This is a genomic window from Janthinobacterium aestuarii (assembly GCF_046113285.1).
Lineage (GTDB): Bacteria > Pseudomonadota > Gammaproteobacteria > Burkholderiales > Burkholderiaceae_D > Janthinobacterium.
In genome coordinates this window covers 2,141,008-2,159,877 of sequence record NZ_CP142524.1, presented here as the reverse complement: position 1 = coordinate 2,159,877, position 18,870 = coordinate 2,141,008, and the positions used below count along the sequence as shown (strand labels likewise).

Annotated in this window: 12 protein-coding genes and 7 tRNA genes; 2 read left to right on the top strand and 17 right to left on the bottom strand. The window is 62.1% G+C overall.

The window, feature by feature from the left end; all coding sequences use genetic code 11:
- Window positions 1-12: 12 nt before the first annotated feature.
- The 8 genes from OX462_RS09755 to OX462_RS09720 form a co-directional block, all read right to left on the bottom strand.
- Window positions 13-108, bottom strand: a tRNA-Sec gene (locus tag OX462_RS09755).
- On the bottom strand, window positions 87-2,072 hold the full coding sequence (gene selB, locus OX462_RS09750; RefSeq protein WP_409028279.1) for a selenocysteine-specific translation elongation factor: 1,986 nt from the start codon (window positions 2,070-2,072) through the stop codon (window positions 87-89). The genes OX462_RS09755 and selB overlap by 22 nt, the downstream gene beginning before the upstream one ends.
- Window positions 2,069-3,490, bottom strand: a complete 1,422-nt coding sequence (gene selA, locus OX462_RS09745; protein ID WP_121669998.1) for an L-seryl-tRNA(Sec) selenium transferase — start codon at window positions 3,488-3,490, stop codon at window positions 2,069-2,071. The genes selB and selA overlap by 4 nt, the downstream gene beginning before the upstream one ends.
- Complete coding sequence (fdhE, locus tag OX462_RS09740; RefSeq protein ID WP_409028278.1) at window positions 3,487-4,542, bottom strand: formate dehydrogenase accessory protein FdhE; 1,056 nt, start codon at window positions 4,540-4,542, stop codon at window positions 3,487-3,489. The genes selA and fdhE overlap by 4 nt, the downstream gene beginning before the upstream one ends.
- 175 nt (window positions 4,543-4,717) lie before the next feature.
- Window positions 4,718-5,389 (bottom strand): formate dehydrogenase subunit gamma, encoded by a 672-nt coding sequence (locus tag OX462_RS09735; protein WP_409028277.1) that lies wholly within the window; start codon window positions 5,387-5,389, stop codon window positions 4,718-4,720.
- The gene (gene fdxH / locus OX462_RS09730; RefSeq protein WP_070290616.1) at window positions 5,379-6,299 is read right to left on the bottom strand and encodes a formate dehydrogenase subunit beta; all 921 of its coding nucleotides are present in this window, start codon (window positions 6,297-6,299) and stop codon (window positions 5,379-5,381) included. Before fdxH ends, OX462_RS09735 begins: the two co-directional genes overlap by 11 nt.
- A gap of 13 nt (window positions 6,300-6,312) precedes the next feature.
- Window positions 6,313-9,384, bottom strand: a complete 3,072-nt coding sequence (fdnG, locus tag OX462_RS09725) for a formate dehydrogenase-N subunit alpha (RefSeq protein ID WP_162995737.1) — start codon at window positions 9,382-9,384, stop codon at window positions 6,313-6,315.
- A 284-nt stretch (window positions 9,385-9,668) separates the two neighbouring features.
- Window positions 9,669-11,819: a TonB-dependent receptor gene (locus tag OX462_RS09720; protein ID WP_070222323.1), complete on the bottom strand. Its 2,151-nt coding sequence runs from the start codon at window positions 11,817-11,819 to the stop codon at window positions 9,669-9,671.
- A gap of 382 nt (window positions 11,820-12,201) precedes the next feature.
- Between OX462_RS09720 and OX462_RS09715 the strand changes: the two genes are divergently transcribed.
- The gene (locus OX462_RS09715; protein ID WP_409028276.1) at window positions 12,202-13,908 is read left to right on the top strand and encodes a methyl-accepting chemotaxis protein; all 1,707 of its coding nucleotides are present in this window, start codon (window positions 12,202-12,204) and stop codon (window positions 13,906-13,908) included.
- Between the two features lie 25 nt (window positions 13,909-13,933).
- Here the strand turns inward: OX462_RS09715 and OX462_RS09710 are convergent, their stop codons facing one another.
- Window positions 13,934-14,386, bottom strand: a complete 453-nt coding sequence (locus OX462_RS09710; protein WP_070311973.1) for a hypothetical protein — start codon at window positions 14,384-14,386, stop codon at window positions 13,934-13,936.
- A 69-nt stretch (window positions 14,387-14,455) separates the two neighbouring features.
- Window positions 14,456-15,943: a SulP family inorganic anion transporter gene (locus OX462_RS09705; protein ID WP_409028275.1), complete on the bottom strand. Its 1,488-nt coding sequence runs from the start codon at window positions 15,941-15,943 to the stop codon at window positions 14,456-14,458.
- Between the two features lie 604 nt (window positions 15,944-16,547).
- Here OX462_RS09705 and OX462_RS09700 point away from each other — a divergent pair.
- A complete protein-coding gene (locus OX462_RS09700) occupies window positions 16,548-17,102 on the top strand; it encodes an inclusion body family protein (RefSeq protein ID WP_070222332.1) in 555 nt (184 codons plus the stop codon).
- Window positions 17,103-17,231: 129 nt separating this feature from the next.
- Here OX462_RS09700 and OX462_RS09695 read toward each other — a convergent pair.
- From OX462_RS09695 to pgsA, 7 genes are all read right to left on the bottom strand, one after another.
- Window positions 17,232-17,305, bottom strand: a tRNA-Cys gene (locus OX462_RS09695).
- A 42-nt stretch (window positions 17,306-17,347) separates the two neighbouring features.
- Window positions 17,348-17,423 (bottom strand) — tRNA-Gly (locus tag OX462_RS09690).
- Between the two features lie 89 nt (window positions 17,424-17,512).
- Window positions 17,513-17,588 (bottom strand) — tRNA-Gly (locus tag OX462_RS09685).
- A gap of 56 nt (window positions 17,589-17,644) precedes the next feature.
- Window positions 17,645-17,720: transfer RNA gene (locus OX462_RS09680), tRNA-Gly, on the bottom strand.
- A 71-nt stretch (window positions 17,721-17,791) separates the two neighbouring features.
- Window positions 17,792-17,867: transfer RNA gene (locus OX462_RS09675), tRNA-Gly, on the bottom strand.
- 92 nt (window positions 17,868-17,959) lie between these two features.
- Window positions 17,960-18,035 (bottom strand) — tRNA-Gly (locus OX462_RS09670).
- A 162-nt stretch (window positions 18,036-18,197) separates the two neighbouring features.
- A complete protein-coding gene (gene pgsA / locus OX462_RS09665; protein WP_034749601.1) occupies window positions 18,198-18,782 on the bottom strand; it encodes a CDP-diacylglycerol--glycerol-3-phosphate 3-phosphatidyltransferase in 585 nt (194 codons plus the stop codon).
- Window positions 18,783-18,870: the final 88 nt, after the last annotated feature.

Genomic DNA, 18,870 nt, shown 5'->3' with positions numbered 1-18,870 from the left:
GAGAAAAACAAGTGGCGGAAAACAGTAGGAGTCGAACCTACGGGAGAACGTCTGACGCCCTCCACCGGGTTTGAAGCCCGGCCACATCACCGGATGAGTGTGCTTTCCGCGGTGCCTGAGCTAGCTGTTGGGGCTGCGGTGTAGGACCACAACGCCTGCGGGCGCAATAGATGCCCATTGCCAACACGGCGAGTATAACCGACGCGGTCGAAGAATTCCAAGACCTGGATCGCCCGCTTGCGGCCCAAGCCGCTGGCGTCGCGGAAAGTGGCCGCGCCCACAGCGCCATTGCCTGCCGGTAAGCCGGCATCCTCTTCCGCCTTGCGCGCCAGTTCCCGCACCAGTTGCGCCAGCCCGGCCAGCGCCGCCTGGTGATAGAACAGGTCATGCACGACCTGGCTGATCTGCCCTGCCTTGGCAAGCTTGCGCAACAGCCGGCGCGTTTCGTCCTCGGCCAGGCCGAAACCACGCGCCAGGTCGCGCGTCCACGGCGGATCGGCACGCCCCTGCTCCAGCGCGGCCAGCAAGGGCTCGGCCATGGCCTGCTCCTGCGGCGTCAGCTCCACGCTGTGCGTCGGCAAGTGCAGGCTGGCGCCGCGCGCCAGGATGCTACCCTGCGCCAGCAAGCCTTCGACCAGATGGCTCCACAAGGCGTCTTCCATCTCCGCGTCGACGATGCGCTTCAGCCGCCACAGTTCCGGCCCTGCCTCGTCGGGCGCGCGCGCGTGGAAGGCCGCCAGTGCGGTGAGCACCCGCTCTTGCAGCGCCAGCAACGCGGGCGGCGCCACCAGCAGTGCATCGCCGCCGCGCAGGGCGATGCGCCGCGTGTCGGGCGGCAGCGCCAGGGCATGCGCCGGCAGCAGGGACAGGCGCACCAGCAGCGACTCGCGCAGCCCCAGCGGGCTTTGCGCCAGCAGGGCCGCATAGTCGCCGTGCGCGACAAACGCCGCCAGCGCATCGAGCCACGCCAGCCTGGCCGGGCTGCGCCGCTTGCGCGCCGGGCCGAACGGATCGAGCACCATGCCGCCGCCCACCGTCTGCGTCGCCTGCGCGTTGCGCACGACGAAGCGGTCGCCCGGCACGCCGTGCATGGGCGCCTCGAACACCAGTTGCACCCTGCCCGTCTGGCCCGGCGACAGGGTTTCGCCATCGAGCATGACGGCGCGCGCCAGCTGGTGCGTCGCGCCCAGGTGCACGTGCAGCGGCGACCAGGCTTTCAGCTGCACGCCGGCGTCGGGCAGCAGGGTCAGTTCCACGTCCAGGCGCTCGGAACACTGCGCCAGCTCGGGCGCGACGATCCAGTTGCCCCGTTCGATGCGCTCGCGGTCGATGCCCGCGAGGTTCAGCGCCAGGCGCTGGCCTGCCATGCCCGTCTCGGCCGCGCGGTTCTGCGCATGGATGCTGCGCACGCGCGCAGGCGCGCCGCCGGGCGCCAGCTGCAGCATGTCGCCCACCTGTGCGCATCCCGCCAGCGCCGTGCCGGTGACGATGGTGCCCTGCCCCGACAAGGTGAACACGCGGTCCACGCCCAGGCGGAACAGCCGGCGCTCGTCGCGTTGCGGCAGGCTGCGCGCCACCTGCGTCAGGTGCGCCAGCAAGGCGGCCACGCCCGCATCGTTGTCGCGATGGGCGGCGGTGGGGAAGACCGGGCTGCCCGCCAGCGGCGTGCCGGCCAGCAGCGCTTCGATGTCCGCCTCCACCTGCGCCACGCGGGCGCTGTCGGCGCGGTCGATCTTGGTCAATGCCACGGCGCCGCGCGTCACGCCCAGCAGCTGCAGGATGGCCAGGTGCTCGTGCGTCTGCGGCATGACGCCGTCGTCGGCCGCCACCACGAGCAGTGCGAAGTCGATGCCCGTCACGCCGGACGCCATGGTGCGGATGAATTTTTCGTGGCCTGGCACGTCGATCACGCCCAGCACCGTGCCATCGGCCAGCGGCAGATAGGCGTAACCGAGTTCAATCGAGATGCCGCGCGCCTGCTCTTCCTTGAGGCGGTCCGTGTGCACACCGGTCAATGCGCGCGTGAGGGTCGTCTTGCCATGGTCGATATGGCCTGCGGTGCCGACGATCATGCGGACAACTCGGCGAGCTGCGCGATGAAGGCCGTCTCGTGCGCCGCTTCCAGGCAGCGCAAATCGAGCCACAACGTGTCTTGCCCGATGCGCCCGATCACGGGGCGCGGCATGGCGCGCAGGCGCTGTTCCAGCGTTCCCAATGGATTGCTCAGGCGCGAACCGGGGGCGCTGCGGACGGCCAGGCCAAAGCTGGGCAGCTGGTCGACGGGCAAGGCGCCGCTGCCGATCTGGCTGGTCACGGTTTCGGCGCTGACCACATAGGCGGCACCGAGTACGTTTTGCAGCAGCGGCAGCAGGGTTTGCGCCTGCGCGCGCATGGCGCAAGCGGGACGCGTCAGCAGGCGCAAGGTGGTCAGGCGTTCGGCCAGCAAGTCCGGCGCGCGGTACAGCTGCAGCACGGGGGCCAGGGCCGCCAGGGTGAGTTTGCCCACGCGCAGCGCGCGTTTCAGGGGATTGCGCTTGATCTTCGCGATCAAATCGGCACGCCCGACGATGACGCCGCATTGCGGGCCACCCAGCAATTTATCGCCGCTGAAGGTCACCAGGTCGGCGCCCGCCTCGATGGTTTCGCGCACCGTCGTTTCATGCGGCAGCCCGTATTGCGCCAGGTCGACCAGGGTACCGCTGCCCAGGTCCACGGCCGTCGGCACGCCGTGTTGTGCCGCCAGCGGCACCAGTTCGTCGAGCTCCACGCTTTTCGTGAAACCGGTGATCGCGTAATTGCTGCAATGAACCTTCATCAGCAGGCTTGTCTGCGCGTTGATCGCGTCCGCATAATCGGCCAGGTGCGTACGGTTGGTGCTGCCCACTTCGCGCAGCACGGCACCCGCGCGCGTCATCACGTCCGGGATGCGGAAGGCGCCGCCGATTTCCACCAGCTCGCCGCGCGAGACGATCACCTCTTTGTTCTGCGCCAGGGTATTCAACATCAGCAGCACGGCGGCCGCATTGTTGTTGACGATGGTGGCCGCTTCGGCCCCCGTCAGTTCGCGCAGCAATTCCTCGACCAGGTCGTCGCGGTCGCCGCGCTTGCCCGTTTCCAGGTCGAATTCCAGGTTCATCGGCCACTGCAGCGCCTCGACCACGGCTTGCACGGCGGCGTCGGGCAGCAACGCGCGGCCCAGGTTCGTGTGCAGCACGGTGCCCGTCAGGTTGAACACGGGGCGCAGCCGCGGGCGCGCTTGCGATTGCAGCCGTTCGTCCACCTGCGCGACGATGGCGGCGATCGACGCGCCCTCTTCGCAGAAGTTACCAAAACCCGCACCGGCCAGCATGGCGGTGCGCAGTTCGGCCAGCACGGCGCGCGCGCAGGCCAGGGTCTGCACGCGGCCGTAGTGCGCAATCAGGGCCAGGCAAGCCGCGTCGCCCAGGATGCGGTCTACCGATGGCAGGCGCACGGTCTGCCCCGTCGTCATGCTGGCTGGCCCTCGCCGCTTTCGCTCTTCCCCAGCCACAGCAGCGGATTGCCGCTGGCGCGCTGGTAGCCCGCTTCGCCCACCAGCAGGTCGAGCATCAGGCTGGCCAGGTCGTCGGCCAGCGGTTCGACGTTGTAATCGTGTTCCTGGTTGAAGACTTTTCGATAGGTATGGCAATCGTCGCAGGTTTCCGCGCGCGCCACCTTTTTCGGGTCATTCGCCTTGTTCGGCAATTTGTCGTCCTTCGCCGTCACGGGGTCGAACGGCGCGGCGTCGGCCGCATCGAGGCCCTGGTAGGCGATCTTGCCGTTCTGTTCGCAGGTCGAGCATTTCACGCGCACCATATGCCATTCGCTTTCGCAGATGCCGCAATGCAGGTAGCGGTAGCCCTGCGACTGGCCGCCGATGCGGATCACGCTGGCGACCGGGTGCGAACCGCAGACGGGGCACAGGGTGCCCGTTTCCAGGTCCGGCACGCGCGCGGCGCGCAGTTCGCTGGCCGATACCGACCACAGGATTTGCAGGGCGGCCGCGACGAACGGCGCGTGCATGGGATTGAGGTTGTCGCCGTTTTCATCGAGCACGGCATCGGCGCAGGCGTCCAGCGCTGTCGCGTCGAGCGCGCGCAGCTGGGCCAGCACCTGCGTCAGGCCGCCGGACAGGGCCGGCTGGCGTGCCGCCGTGGCGGCCAGTTCATCGAGCAGGCTGGCAAAGATGTCGCGCCAGACGGGCGGACGGGCGCCGCTGACGGGCAGCACCGGCATACGGTGGGCGATGGCGCGGCGCAGCGCGTCGGAGTCGGCGGCAGGCACGGCGCCGGGCGCCAGTTTTCCCACCACGGCGGCCTGCGCATCGGCCAGCGCGGCCACCAGCACCAGATAGCCCTGCATACCCGCGTCGACGGGGATGCCCTTGATATTGCCCTGCGCCAGTTCGCGCAAGCGCTGTGCACGCGCCGTAAACAGGCTGACTGGCTGCGGCAGCAGCAGGCGCGGAATCGCGTTGTGGTCCAGGCCTTCGATTTCGCCTGGCTGGAGTATGCGTTGTACCAATGGAGTTTTCCCATCAAAAAAAGCACAACACGGCCAGCGGAGTTGGCTGTGCTGTAAAAGTATTTTAATCGATAAAAAGAAAGGGGCCAGTCCTGGGGGACTGGCCCTGGCATACGAAAACGCCGGCGGCGGAGCATGTCGGCTTACGCGAAGCTAAGCCGACCTACCCTGCTGCCTACTTTTCCGTATGACGGATTACCGATTCAAACCACTTCGGATGGTGCTTGCGCGCCCAGCCGTAGGTGACGGTGCCGCGCACCATGGCGCCGATCGAGCCCTTGACCCACAAGGCCGCATAGATGTGCACGATGATGGCGCAGATGATGCCGAACGCGCAACCGGCATGCAGCAAGGCGGCAAAGCGCACGACGTCGATCGGGAAATAGAACGCGAAGTACGCGCGCCAGATCACGATGCCCGACAGCAGCAAGCCCACCATGCAGAACAGCAGCACGAAGAACAGGATCTTCTGGCCGGCATTGTATTTGCCGATCTTCGGAAGCTTCTCCTCGCGGTTGTTGAGCACGTCGTCCATCTGTTTCAGCCACTGCTTGTCGCCGTCCTCGAACTTGTTGTGGTGCCAGAAGCGCACCACGAGGATGGCGAACGAGACGAACATCACCAGGCCGGCAAACGGATGCAAAATGCGCGTCCATTGCCCGCCGCCGAACAGGTTCGCCAGCCACGCCATCGAGGGATGGAACATGGCCAGGCCGGACAGGGCCAGCATGACGAAGGTGATGGCCGTGACCCAGTGATTCGTGCGCTCGTTCGGGTTGTAGCGTTCGATCAAGGGATTGCCATCCTTGTCGCGCAGCTTGCCATCGTGAAGGTCACTATGCTTCATGCTGTTCCTCCCGGATGCGCTTGGCCTCTTCCAGCGCCTCGTGCTCTTCGTCCTTGCTCACTTCGTTCGGGCCGACACGCGTGTAATGGAAGAAGCCTGCCAGTGCCGTGGCAGCCATGCCGGCCACCGCCAGCGGCTTGGACCAGCCCTTCCAGAAGCCCACCATCGGGCTGATGCGCGGGCGTTCCGGCAAGTTCGAATACAGCTTCGGCTTGTCGGCATGGTGCAGCACGTACATCACGTGCGTGCCGCCCACGCCCAGCGGATCGTACAGGCCCGCGTTTTCGAAACCGCGCGACTTCAGGTCGACGATGCGCTCTTCCGCATGCACCTTCATGTCTTCCTTGGTGCCGAAGACGATGGCGCCCGTCGGGCACGTCTTCACGCAGGCCGGTTCCTGGCCCACGGCGACGCGGTCCGAGCACAAGGTGCACTTGTAGGCGCGGTCGTCCTTTTTCGAAATGCGGGGCACGTCGAAAGGACAGCCGGCCACGCAGTAGCCGCAGCCGATGCAGTTTTCCTGGTGGAAATCCACGATGCCGTTCGTGTATTGCACGATGGCGCCCGGCGCCGGACAGGCTTTCAAACAGCCCGGGTCCTCGCAGTGCATGCAGCCATCCTTGCGGATCAGCCACTCGAGGTTGCCGTCGTTGTTTTCGTGTTCGGCAAAACGCATCACCGTCCACGATTGCGGCGTCAGGTCCGTCGGATTGTCATAGGTGCCATGGTTTTCGCCGACTTCGTCACGCAAGTCGTTCCATTCCATGCACGCCGTCTGGCAAGCCTTGCAGCCGATGCATTTCGACACATCGATCAGCTTGGCCACGGTGCCCGTCACCGGGCTGCGCGCTTGCGGCGGCGTTACCGTGGTCGCCGACAGGCGCCGGATATCTAAGGATTGCAGTGCCATTATTGAGCTCCCATCATGCTTTTTCCACCTTCACGAGGAAGGACTTGAATTCCGGCGTTTGCGAATTCGCATCCCCCACGCCCGGCGTCAGGGTGTTGATCAGATACCCCGGCTTGGCCACGCCCGTAAAGCCCCAGTGCAGCGGCAGGCCCACGGTATGCACCGGCTTGCCTTCTATCATCAAGGCCTTGATGCGCTTGGTGACGACGGCCTTGGCGATGATGTGCCCGCGCTTGGAACTGACGCGCACTTCGCCGCCAGCCACGACGCCGATGCTCTTGGCCAGCTCTTCGCCGATTTCAACGAATTGCTGCGGCTGGATGATGGCGTTCAGGCGCGCATGCTTGGTCCAGTAATGGAAATGCTCGGTCAAACGGTAGCTGGTGGCCACATGCGGATATTCTTCGTGCGTGCCGAACATCTTCCGGTCATCGGCGAACACGCGCGCGGCCGGATTGCTGGTCGCCTGCGGGTTTTTCGGATGCATGGGGTTGTAGCCCAGCGGATTTTCGAACGGCTCGTAATGCTCGGGGAACGGCCCTTCGGCCATGGCGCCGCGCGCAAAGAAGCGCGCCACACCCTCGCCCAGCATGATGAACGGCCCCATGCCGTTTTCCGGCGGTTCGTCGGCCTTGAAGTCGGGAATATCGGCCCCGCTCCAGTTCGTGCCATTCCATTCGATCAACTTGCGGGTCGGATCGAAGGCCTTGCCCTTCAAGTCGCACGAGGCGCGGTTGTACAGCACGCGGCGGTTCGCCGGCCACGCCCAGGCCCAGCCCAGAGTCTGGCCGATGCCGGTCGGGTCGCTGTTGTCGCGCCGTCCCATCTGGTTGCCCGCCTGCGTCCAGCTGCCGGCGAAGATCCAGCAACCGCTGGTGGTCGTGCCATCGTCGCGCAATTGCGCAAACGAGGCCAGCTGCTCGCCCTTTTTCACCAGCAGCTTGGTCGGATCTTTCGGATCGTACAAGTCGGCCAGCGCCTTGCCGTTGAATTCGCGGGCGATTTCTTCCGGCTGCGGGTTATGCGGCTGCGCATAATTCCACGTCAGGTTGACGATAGGATCGGGGAACTTGCCGCCCTCTTTCTTGTACATGCTGCGCATGCGCAAGAACAGGCCCGACATGATCTCCAGGTCGCTGCGCGCCTGGCCCGGCGGTTCGGCTGCCTGCCAGTGCCACTGCAGCACGCGCGAGGAACTGACCAGCGAACCGCGTTCTTCGGCGAAGCAACTGGTCGGCAAGCGGAACACTTCCGTCATGATCTTGGTGGGATCGACTTCGTGGTATTGCCCGTGGGCCTTCCAGAATTCGCCCGTTTCCACGGCCAGCGGGTCCATGATGACGAGGAACTTCAGCTTCGACAGCGCTTCCGTGACCTTCTGCTTGTTCGGCGCGGATGCCAGCACATTGAAACCCTGGCAGATATAGCCCGTCATCTTGCCTTGGTGCATGTTCTCGATGGCTTGCATCAAGTCATACGGCTTGTCGAGTTTCGGCAGGTAGTCAAAGGCGTAGTTGTTCTCGGCCGTGGCAAAGTCGCCCCACCACGTCTTCATGAAGCTGACGTGGAACTTGCGGTAATTGCTCCAGTAGCTGAGCTGGTTCGGCCGCAGCGGCTTGGTGGCGCGCGCGGCGATGTAGGCGTCGAAGTCCTGCTCGCCCTCGTTCGGCAAGGTCATGTAACCTGGCAACAGGTTCGACATCAGGCCCAGGTCGGTCAAGCCCTGGATGTTCGAGTGGCCGCGCAAGGCGTTCATGCCGCCGCCCGCGATGCCCATGTTGCCCAGCAACAGCTGCACCATGGCGCCCGTGCGGATGGTCTGCGCGCCCGTCGAGTGGTGCGTCCAGCCCAGCGCGTACAGGATGGTACCGGCGCGTCCCGGCACGGCGGTCGAAGCCAAAGCTTCCGCCACCTTGTGGAACTTGTCGGCCGACACGCCGCACGTACGCTCGACCATCTCGGTCGTGTAACGCGCGTAGTGCTTCTTCATCATCTGGTAGACGCAGCGCGGGTGTTCCAGGGTCGGGTCGACCTTGGCGTAGCCGTCGTCGCCGATCTCGTAATCCCAGGTGGCCTTGTCGGTGTACTTGCCTTTTTCCTTGTCGAAACCCGAGAACAGGCCGTCCTCGAACGCATAGTCTTCGCGCACGATGAAGGGCATGTCCGTGTAGTTGCGCACGTACTCATGCTGGATCTTGTCGTTCGTCAGCAGATAATTGATGATCGCGCCGAGGAAGACGATGTCCGTGCCGGTACGCGTGGCGCAGTAGTAATCTGCCACGGATGCGGTACGGGTAAAACGCGGATCGACAACGATCAGCTTGGCCTTGTTATGCGCCTTCGCTTCCGTGACCCATTTGAATCCGCAAGGATGTGCTTCTGCTGCATTGCCGCCCATGACCAGGATCACGTCGGCATTCTTGATATCGACCCAATGATTCGTCATCGCGCCACGGCCAAACGTCGGGGCAAGACCTGCCACCGTCGGTCCGTGTCATACACGCGCCTGATTATCAAAGGTCAGCATCCCCATGCTGCGCACTGTCTTGTGGGTCAGATACCCGACCTCGTTGCTGCCGGCGGACGCGGCAAGCATGCCGGTGGAGAGCCAGCGGTTGACGGTCTTGCCGTCGGCATTCTTTTCGATCAGGTTGGCGTCGCGGTCATCCTTCATCAGGCGCGCGATCTTGTCGAGCGCCACATCCCAGGAGATCGGTTGCCACTCCGTGCCGCCCGGTGCGCGGTATTCGGGCACTTTCAGGCGGTTCGGGCTGTGGATGAAGTCGACCAGGCTGGCGCCTTTCGGGCACAGCGTGCCGCGGTTCACCGGGTGATCGGCATCGCCTTCCACGTGGATGATGCTGGAGACGGCATTTTTCGCGCCATCGCCCAGGCCATACAGCAGGACGCCGCAGCCAACGGAACAGTAAGGACAGGTATTGCGGGTCTCGGTCGTGCGAGCCAGCTTGTATTGCCGTACCTCTGCCAACGCCTGCCCCGGCGCGAAACCGAGCAAGGCGAGGCTGGAGCCAGCAATCGTGGCGCCAGTGACCCGAAGGAACTGGCGCCTGGATATCTGAACCATATCAGACCTCTATGATGTGAGTAAATAAAAAGTCATACGGCGTCATGACAGTGTCATATCCATAAGATATAAGCACCATGCCTGTGCCGTATGAGGCGTATTTTACCCCTCAAAGGCAATCAAGGCTCAGTCCGCCGGAAAAAATTGCACATAGTCAACATTATTTTATCGGTACCGAATAGTTCCTCTAAACAATACCAGCCTGCCCATGCAGCGCCCGCCATGAAAAAAAAACCGCTCAGTGAGCGGGTTTTTTATGGATGAGACCGAACTTGCAAGCGAATTTACAGGCTGTAGCGCAAGGTCAACGCCACGTTGCGCGGCGCGCCAGGCAAGCTCAGGTTCGGGCTGGAACCGTGGCCTGACACGATGTAGCGCGTGTCGCCGATATTGTTGATGTTCAGCTGCACTTCATAGCGGCCCGTGCGGTAGGCAGCCATGGCGTCGGCCGTCACGTAGCCCGGCAGCACGACCGTGTTGCCCGGATTGGCGAAGCGGCTGCCGACGGCATTCGCGCCGCCGCCCACCGTGAAGCCGTGGCCCAGGTCTTTCGTCAGCCACAGATTGGCCATGTTGCGCGCCGTCAGGGTGGCGCGCTTGCCCTTGATGGCCACCGAACTGGCCGTCGTCGTGCCCGGCGCATTCACGCTGCGGTCGACGGCGATGGAATCGGTGATGGTGGCGTCCAGGTAAGCATAACCGGCCATCATTTTCCAGCCGTCATGCAAGTCCGCGTTGAAGGTCAGTTCCAAACCGTCCGTGCGCTGCGTGCCGACGGGCACGATGCGGTTCGTGATCGGGTCGCTGGTCTTGATGTTGTCGCGTTCCAGACGGAACAGCGACACGGTGGCGTTGGCGCGGCCGCCCCACAGGTCGTACTTGGCGCCCACTTCCGTGTTGCGCGTGGTTTCCGGCGCCAGGTCGGCATTGTTGGCGGCCAGGGCGAAGTTCTCGCCGCTGGGCTGGAACGAGCGGCTCCACGACGCGTAGTACGATTGCATGGCGCCCGGTTGCCAGACGAGGCCGGCGCGGGGGCTGTAGGCCGAATCCGTGCGCGACAGGTTGGCCGTCGTTACGCCAAGCGCATTGGCCAGGCGCGACTGCTGCTTGTAGCGGTCATAGCGCAGGCCGGCCAGCGCCTTCCACTCGTCGCTGAAGCTGATGGCGTCCTGCACGTAGGCGGCGGCCGTGTCGTAGGTGCCGAAGGTATCGCCGCGCGCGCCCAGCTTGCTGCGGTTGACCACAGGCAGGACGGGATGGGAGATCGAGACATTCGTCGCCACCACGGTCGAGGCCCAGCTCGACGCATCCTTGTTTTGCTTGCCGAACTCGGCGCCGTACAGCACTTCGTGGCGCAGGCCGCCCGTGACCAGCTTTTGCGTCAGTTCCGTCTGGTTGAACCAGCCGCTCTCGTCGCGGTTGAGCTTGGCATGACCGAGGCTCATCGTGCCTTTGACTTCGTTGACGTTGCCGGAAATATTCGTGTTGTTGCGGTCCAGGTGGTAATCGTAATAGCGGAAGGCATTGCGCAGCGACAAGGTATCGCTGAACTTGTGCGTCAGGGTGGCGGCCGTGGAGACCACGCGCGACTGGCTGAAATCCGCATCGCGGGCATTCGCGGCGCCATAATAAGTGCCCGCATCGACGGCGACGGGGCGGCCCTGGTAGGACGGGATGCCGAAGTCCGTCAGGCGGCGGTCTTCCAGGTAGTCGCCCTGCAGCAGCAGTTTCGTCGCGTTTGAGAGGCGGATGGCCACGGATGGCGCCAGCGCCGTGCGGTTGATGAATTGCTGCTCGCGGTAGCTGTCCGACAATTCGCGCGCGCCCGTGAAGCGCCAGTCCACCGTCTCGCCGACACGGCCCACGTCGACTTCGCCGCGGCGCCCTGCCGTATTGGTCAGGCTCAGGGCCACGTCCGTGATATCGATGCCGGGCTTTTTGGTGATGCGGTTCACCAGGCCGCCCGAGGAACCGCGGCCGTACAGCACGGCGGCCGGTCCCTTGATCACTTCCAGGCGCTCGACGTTCGACAGGTCGCGGAAATACAGCGCGTCATCGCGGAAGCCGTCGACGAACTGGTCGCCGATGGCCGTGAAGCCGCGGATGAATACCTGGTCGCGCTGGCCGTCGCCCGTGGACAGGCCCACGCCAGGGATGTTCTTCATGATGTCCTGGATCGACATGGCGTTCTGGTCGCGGATGACGGCGGCCGGCACCACGTTGATCGTTTGCGGCACGTCGCGCAGGGCCATTTCCGTCTTGGTGCCGCTGGCGGAGGTGGCGGCGACATAGCCGTCCTTGTCCTTCGATGCCGTCACGGTGACGGCGGGCAAGCTTTCCTGCGCCCAGGCCGCCAATGGCGTGGCGCCCAAGGTCAAGGCGCCCAGTACGGCGATGGTGATCGGTTTACATCCTGGCTTGCGACGTTGCTGCATACAATTCCCTGGTCGATGTTTTAATACGAATGATTATCATTAGTATTTTATCAGGCGAACATGCATAAAGTAAGCGTTTCTGTAAGTGATAGTACTTATGGACTAGGTACTTGATGTAAAAACACAACAGGAAATCAATATCAAAAAATAATTAAAATTGCCGTAAAAAACTATTTCTCTGTGTCAATGCTATACTTGCGGCTTGCTGGGCAACGGTCAGCCTGACCGGCATGCCCCCTGTTTCACCTCCAACGCCACGCTCAGCGCGGCGCGCCGCACAGCCATCACGCGGCACCCGAAGACCCCGATCCCCTGCGCCTCGCGGCGCCTGTCCGCCCCTGCTGGCGGCGGCGATCATGACTATTAAACTGTTAGGAATTACATGAAAAACCTGAACATCGGCAGCCGCCTTGGCGTCGGCTTTGCTGTCGTATTGCTGTTGCTTGCCGCCTTGACCATCACCGCCCTCGTGCGCATGCAAACGGCCAGCGACCTGACTTACCGCCTGATCAATACCAGCATCAAGAACCAGCGCATGGTGGCCGAATGGTCGAAGATCATTGAACTCAACAGCGTGCGCGGCGTCGCCTCGTTCGAAATCACCGATCCTGTCGTGCGCGCCAAGATCGAGGACGACTTGAAAGTCGATGCGGAGCGTTCCAGCAAGCTGCAGGACGACATCGTCGCGTCCCTGCTCAACCCTGCCGTGATCGAGCAATTCAAGGTCGTGCGCAAGGTACGCACCGATTACGTGACGACGCGCGCGCGCGCCTTCAAGATGAAGGCCGACGGCGACATGGCAGGCGCCAAGATCGTGTTCGACAAGGAAGTCGCGCCCATCACCGTGGCCTATCTGGCCGAAGTGAAGCGCTTCGCCAACATGCAGATCAAGGCGGCCGACGGCGTCGGCGCCAGCATCATCGAAGCCTACAGCAGCACGCGCATCTTCCTGATCACCATGGGCGTGCTGGCCGTGCTGATGGGCATCGGTTTTGCGTGGTGGATCACGCGCTCGATCACCGGCCCCATCCGCGACGCCGTGAAAGTGGCGGAAACCGTGGCAGCAGGCGACCTGAGCAGCACCATCACGGCACAGGGCCGCGATGAAACGGCCCAGCTGATGCATGCGCTGAAAACCATGAACGACAGCCTCGTCGGCATCGTGGGCCAGGTGCGCAGCGGCACCGACACCATCGCCACGGCATCGGCGGAAATCGCCGCCGGCAACCAGGACCTGTCGTCGCGCACGGAACAGCAAGCCAGTTCGCTGGAAGAAACCGCCTCGTCAATGGAAGAACTGACGTCGACCGTGAAACAGAATGCCGACAACGCGCGCCAGGCGAATAAGCTGGCCGGCGACGCGGCCGGCATCGCCAGCCGCGGCGGCGCCGTGGTGGCCGAAGTGGTCGCCACCATGGGCGAGATCAATACCTCGTCGAAGAAAATCGTCGACATCATCTCCGTCATCGACGGCATCGCCTTCCAGACCAACATCCTGGCCTTGAACGCGGCCGTGGAAGCGGCGCGCGCCGGCGAACAGGGACGCGGCTTCGCCGTCGTGGCAACCGAGGTGCGCAACCTGGCGCAGCGCTCGGCAGCGGCAGCGAAAGAGATCAAGGGCCTGATCGACGATTCCGTGCAAAAGGTCGACGTGGGCACGGACCTGGTCGACAAGGCCGGCAAGACGATGGAAGAAATCGTGCAAAGCATCGGCTTCGTCACGTCCATCATGAGCGAGATCAGCAACGCCAGTGAAGAGCAGAGCGCAGGCATCGAGCAAGTCAACCAGGCCATTTCCGAAATGGATCAGGTGACCCAGCAAAATGCGGCGCTGGTGGAAGAAGCGTCGGCAGCGGCCGAAGCGATGCAGGAACAGGCGAGCGAGCTGGCGCAGGTGGTCAGCGTCTTCCGCCTCGATGCAAACGCTGCGGCCACCGACCGTTTCAGCGCCAAGGCGGCGCAGCGCAGCGCGCCGGCAACCCCGGCAGCGCCGGTCCGCAAGGCCTCCGTCCCGGCCCTGCGCCTGCCCGCGACGCGCGCCAGCAGCAAGGCGAGCGCACCTGCCGAAGGCGAGTGGGAAGAGTTTTAAATCTGCTGCAGCAAGCCGCGCGCCATCAAGCCGCGCGCGCTTGCGCTGTGGCGATCAGTGCCGCCAGTTCGCGCGGCGCGGATTGCCCCAGAAATTCCAGGGCCAGCGCCTCCGGATCGATGGCGGCCTCCGCCGGCAAGCCATGCTCGAAACCGCCCACCATGGTGCGGCAGAAATGCGGCGATTCGGCCCGCGTTTCCACATACCAGCAACCCGCATGACCCTGCACGAAGTATTCGCCGATAAAGTAGCCGAGCATGGTTTTCACCCATTGCCAGCTCTCGTCGCGGATGACGATGGTGCGCATGGCCGCATCGATGTACGGCAGGTATTCGGCCGCGTTCGTCAGCACTTCGTGCGCGGGCTGGATGCCCAGGCGCTCGACAAAATTCACCAGCGACGCGCCCAGCGCGTCATAGTAGGCATCAAAAGCCGTTTGGCTTTGCTGCAATAATTGTTCTTGTTCGTACGACAGCATTCACACTCCACAGACATTCAACAATTCCGCCCATGCCGAGAAATGGCGCGGAGCAGACTTTCCCCTATTTTACGCCACGCTCACATCGACGCCCGCGCGCTGCAGCAAGGCCTGGTTGCGGGCGGACAGATGCGTCACCTGCAGGTGCTTGCCCGCCTTGTCGTAGCGCTCGTACAAGGCTTCGATGGCCGCGACGGCCGAGTGGTCGGCCATGTGCAGATGCCGGCAATCGAGGATGACGCGGACCGGATCACCGGCCGGCTGGAACAGTTCCAGGAAATGCGTGGTCGAGGCGAAAAACAGGGTGCCGTGCGGCAGGTACACGCGCACGCCGGAGCTGCCATCATCGATGTCGGCGCGCATGTCGCGCGCATGTTGCCAGGCAAAATTCAAGGCGGCAATCACGATGCCGCACAGCACGGCCATCGCCAGGTCCGTAAACACCGTGATCACCGTCACGGCGACGATCACCAGCGCATCCTGCAACGGCACCTTGCCCAGCACGCGCAAGGAACCCCAGGCAAACGTCTGCTGCGCCACGACGAACATCACGCCGACCAGCGCAGCCAGCGGGATGCGCTCGATCAGCGGTGACAGGAACAGGATGAACAATAAAATCATCACGCCGGCCGTCACGCCCGACAGGCGCGAGCGGCCGCCCGAGCTCAGGTTGATCATCGTCTGCCCGATCATGGCGCAGCCGCCCATGCCGCCAAACAGCCCCGACACGACGTTCGAAGCGCCGAGCGCGATGCATTCGCGGTTCGGCTGGCCCCGCGTTTCCGTTATCTCATCGGTGAGATTAAAGGTGAGCAAGGTTTCCAGCAAGCCCACCATGGCCATCAGCGCCGCATACGGGAAGATGATGTGCAAGGTCGCCATATCCAGCGGTACGGCGGGCCAATGCAAGGCCGGCAAGCCACCGGCGATATGCGCGAGGTCGCCCAGGGTGCGCGTGGGCAGGTGCAGGAAATGGCTGAGCACGCCCACGCCCAGGATGGCCACCAGCGCGGGCGGCACGGCTTTTGTCAGGCGCGGCAACACGTAGACGATGGCCATGGTAAGCAGCACCAGCGCGCCCATCATATACAAGGGCGTGCCTTGCAGCCAGGTTTCGCCCTGCGGCGTGGCCTGGCGAAAGTGTTCGAGCTGGGACATGGCGATGACGATGGCCAGGCCATTCACAAAGCCCAGCATCACGGGATGGGGCACCATGCGGATCAGCTTACCCAGGCGCAAGAGGCCAAACAGCGCCATGATGATGCCGCTCAGCACCACAGTCGCCAGCAGATATTGCACGCCATGCTGGGCCACCAGTGCCACGATGACGACGGCCATGGAACCGGCCGCGCCCGAAATCATGCCGGGACGCCCGCCAAAGATGGCCGTCAATGCGCAGATGATGAAGGCGCCATACAGGCCCATCAGGGGATTCAACTGTGCCACCAGGGCAAAGGCGATGCATTCGGGCACCAGGGCGAAGGAGGTGGTCAGGCCCGCCAGGACATTTTTTTGTATGTTCGAGAACCACTCTTCCCGAAAACTTGCGTTGATCATTGATTCACATCCAGGGTCGGAACAGGGAAATGCGCGTCCAATGGACAGCGCAGCCATGCAGGCAGGCTTCGCGGGGGAGCCACGACTAAGTAACCCCCAATAAATTATTGTGATTTCTGACTGCCATAACCGGCGCTCTGCGGCGTTGCTCACTGCTAGCAGTGCCCGCACTGCGTCGCAGCGAGCGCCTTGCATAGCATCCGGTTCTGTTCGTCATAAATTCACACTAATTTCCCGAGGATTACTTAGCTTTAACGGAGAGGGAAATCGTCAGCGACTACATGGGGTGGCGAAAAGGAAAAGATTCATCAGCGCACCATGGGGGTGCGGCTGAGCCTGCAGACATTATACAAGATGCGGCCGGGCCGGATGGGCGGGACCGCGGCACCCAGACGCGGGCAGGAAAATAATGTTTCCAGCAGCTGTATTTGCAAAATAAAAATAATTTAAATGGAATATTTTTAAATAATACTGCTGTTTCAATTGGATAGTATCTATGCAATTTTCTCCATTATTCTACACAGCAGCGGTGGAGACTGCTTACCACATTAAAAAACGGGGCGTATCCGAAAAGCCAGACGAGTAGGAAAACCGAGGAGGAATCATGACCGACGCGCAATTATATGCCAGCAATATTACAATCAACATTCTCGTTGTAATAGACACCGATCTGATTATGGCTCAGCATCCGCGTCAGACCGCCCCTGATCAGAGCAAGCCCGTGGGCCTGGCGCATACCAGCCAGTACATGATTGCCACCGACCCACGCGGCATCAATAGCGGACAAGGCTCTGCTGACCTGAGTTTCAGGGCCAACGTGGGCGACTATGTCTCGTTCACCGGCGCTTCCATCTATGACAACGCCGATTCGGCCGTCATTGTGTATGGCATCAATTACTGGAATGGCGACAAGGTCTTCAATACCTTTGTCTCCAATACCATTACCCGCAGAAATGCGGTCATGCCGAATTCGGATTCCTCGAATGGTTTGCCGGCAATACAGCAACCGCGCAATTTTTCTAATTTCACGGCGCAGGTATCCAAATCCGGCACGGAAAATTTCTATGTCTATATTGCCGTATATAGCCTGAATGACGATGGCCAGACGCAAAGCCTGTATGGTTATTTTTATTGGGATCCACAGATTACTGTCGGTTAGTCATTTCCCGGAAATCAAATAAACTGAAGCCCTGTATTTAATTGCAGCCGACGCCGTTCAGCCGCATAGGCAAAAAAAAGCCCACCGAAGTGGGCTTTTTTATCTGCGCGTCAATCACTGCGCTGCATCTGGAGGCGAGGACGGGAATCGAACCCGTCTAAACGGCTTTGCAGGCCGCTGCATAACCTCTTTGCTACCTCGCCAGAGGAACTGCTTGGATGCGCCTTGCGGCCCACCTTGAAAACTGGAGCGGGAGAAGAGTCTCGAACTCTCGACCTCAACCTTGGCAAGGTTGCGCTCTACCAACTGAGCTACTCCCGCATTGGAGCTTGTTTACCGCTTAATCACGCCGCATGACTGCGTTGCGGCGGATAAAAAAAGGAAGCCAGCTTAGCTTCCCTTTAGAATTCTGGAGCGGGAGAAGAGTCTCGAACTCTCGACCTCAACCTTGGCAAGGTTGCGCTCTACCAACTGAGCTACTCCCGCATTGGAGCTTCTATTTTCTGCTACTGCCATTTTTGCTATGCTGCTTCAGCTTTCGCTGGAGCGGGAGAAGAGTCTCGAACTCTCGACCTCAACCTTGGCAAGGTTGCGCTCTACCAACTGAGCTACTCCCGCATACGAACCGCTATTTTACTGCTTTTTGCTACCGTTTACCAGTGCTGCTTTACTGCTGATCCAGTGTTCACTGGAGCGGGAGAAGAGTCTCGAACTCTCGACCTCAACCTTGGCAAGGTTGCGCTCTACCAACTGAGCTACTCCCGCAGTGGACAACATTGTATCAGAAGCTCTACTACATCGCCAGTACTACTTTTTACTGCATTTGCTGTTTTTACCTATGACACGATCCAGAAAACTGGAGCGGGAGAAGAGTCTCGAACTCTCGACCTCAACCTTGGCAAGGTTGCGCTCTACCAACTGAGCTACTCCCGCGTCATCAACAACAGGCCAGCATTATAGAGGGATTACAGGGGCTGTCAACGGGCAATATCTGGTCTTTTGCAAAATATTTGGGGTCAGACCCTTTGGGTCTGACCCCAGCTCTTGCGTTTGGGTTAAAAAGACGCCAGCCCAATGCTATCGGCGTCCATCACCTCAATGCAGATTGCCCGCTTTTTCCTTGATGAGCGGCCATGCCAGGCGCAGGTAATAGAACATCGACCACACCGTCAGCACGCAGGCGATCCACAGCAGCTTCTCGCCCCACACATGGGTGTCGATCGCGCCGAAGATCACTTCGTGGTACAGCAGCAAGGGAATGGCCGTCATCTGCGCGGCCGTCTTGATCTTGCCGATCGAGCTGACGGCCACCGATTTCGACGCGCCGATCTGCGCCATCCATTCGCGCAAGGCGGAAATCGTGATTTCACGGCCGATGATGATGAAGGCCAGCACGGCATTGACACGGTCCAGCTGCACCAGCACCAGCAAGGCGCCCGCCACCATCAGCTTGTCGGCGACCGGGTCGAGGAAGGCGCCGAAGGCGGACGTCTGGTTCCAGCGCCGCGCAAGGAAACCATCGAACCAGTCGGTCACGGCCGCAACGATGAAGACCAGGGTGGCAACGAGGTTCTGGTCGCCATGCAGCAGCATCGACGGCGGCAGGTAAAACACGCCGACGACGAGCGGGATCAGGGCCACGCGCAGCCAGGTCAAAAGGATGGGAATATTAAAAGGCATAAGAGAGCAATCGGCCGACGGGTAAATTGAACATGAAGAAAGCGTGAAGAAAGCGCCACTAGTCTACATGGCCCGGCAACATTAGCCT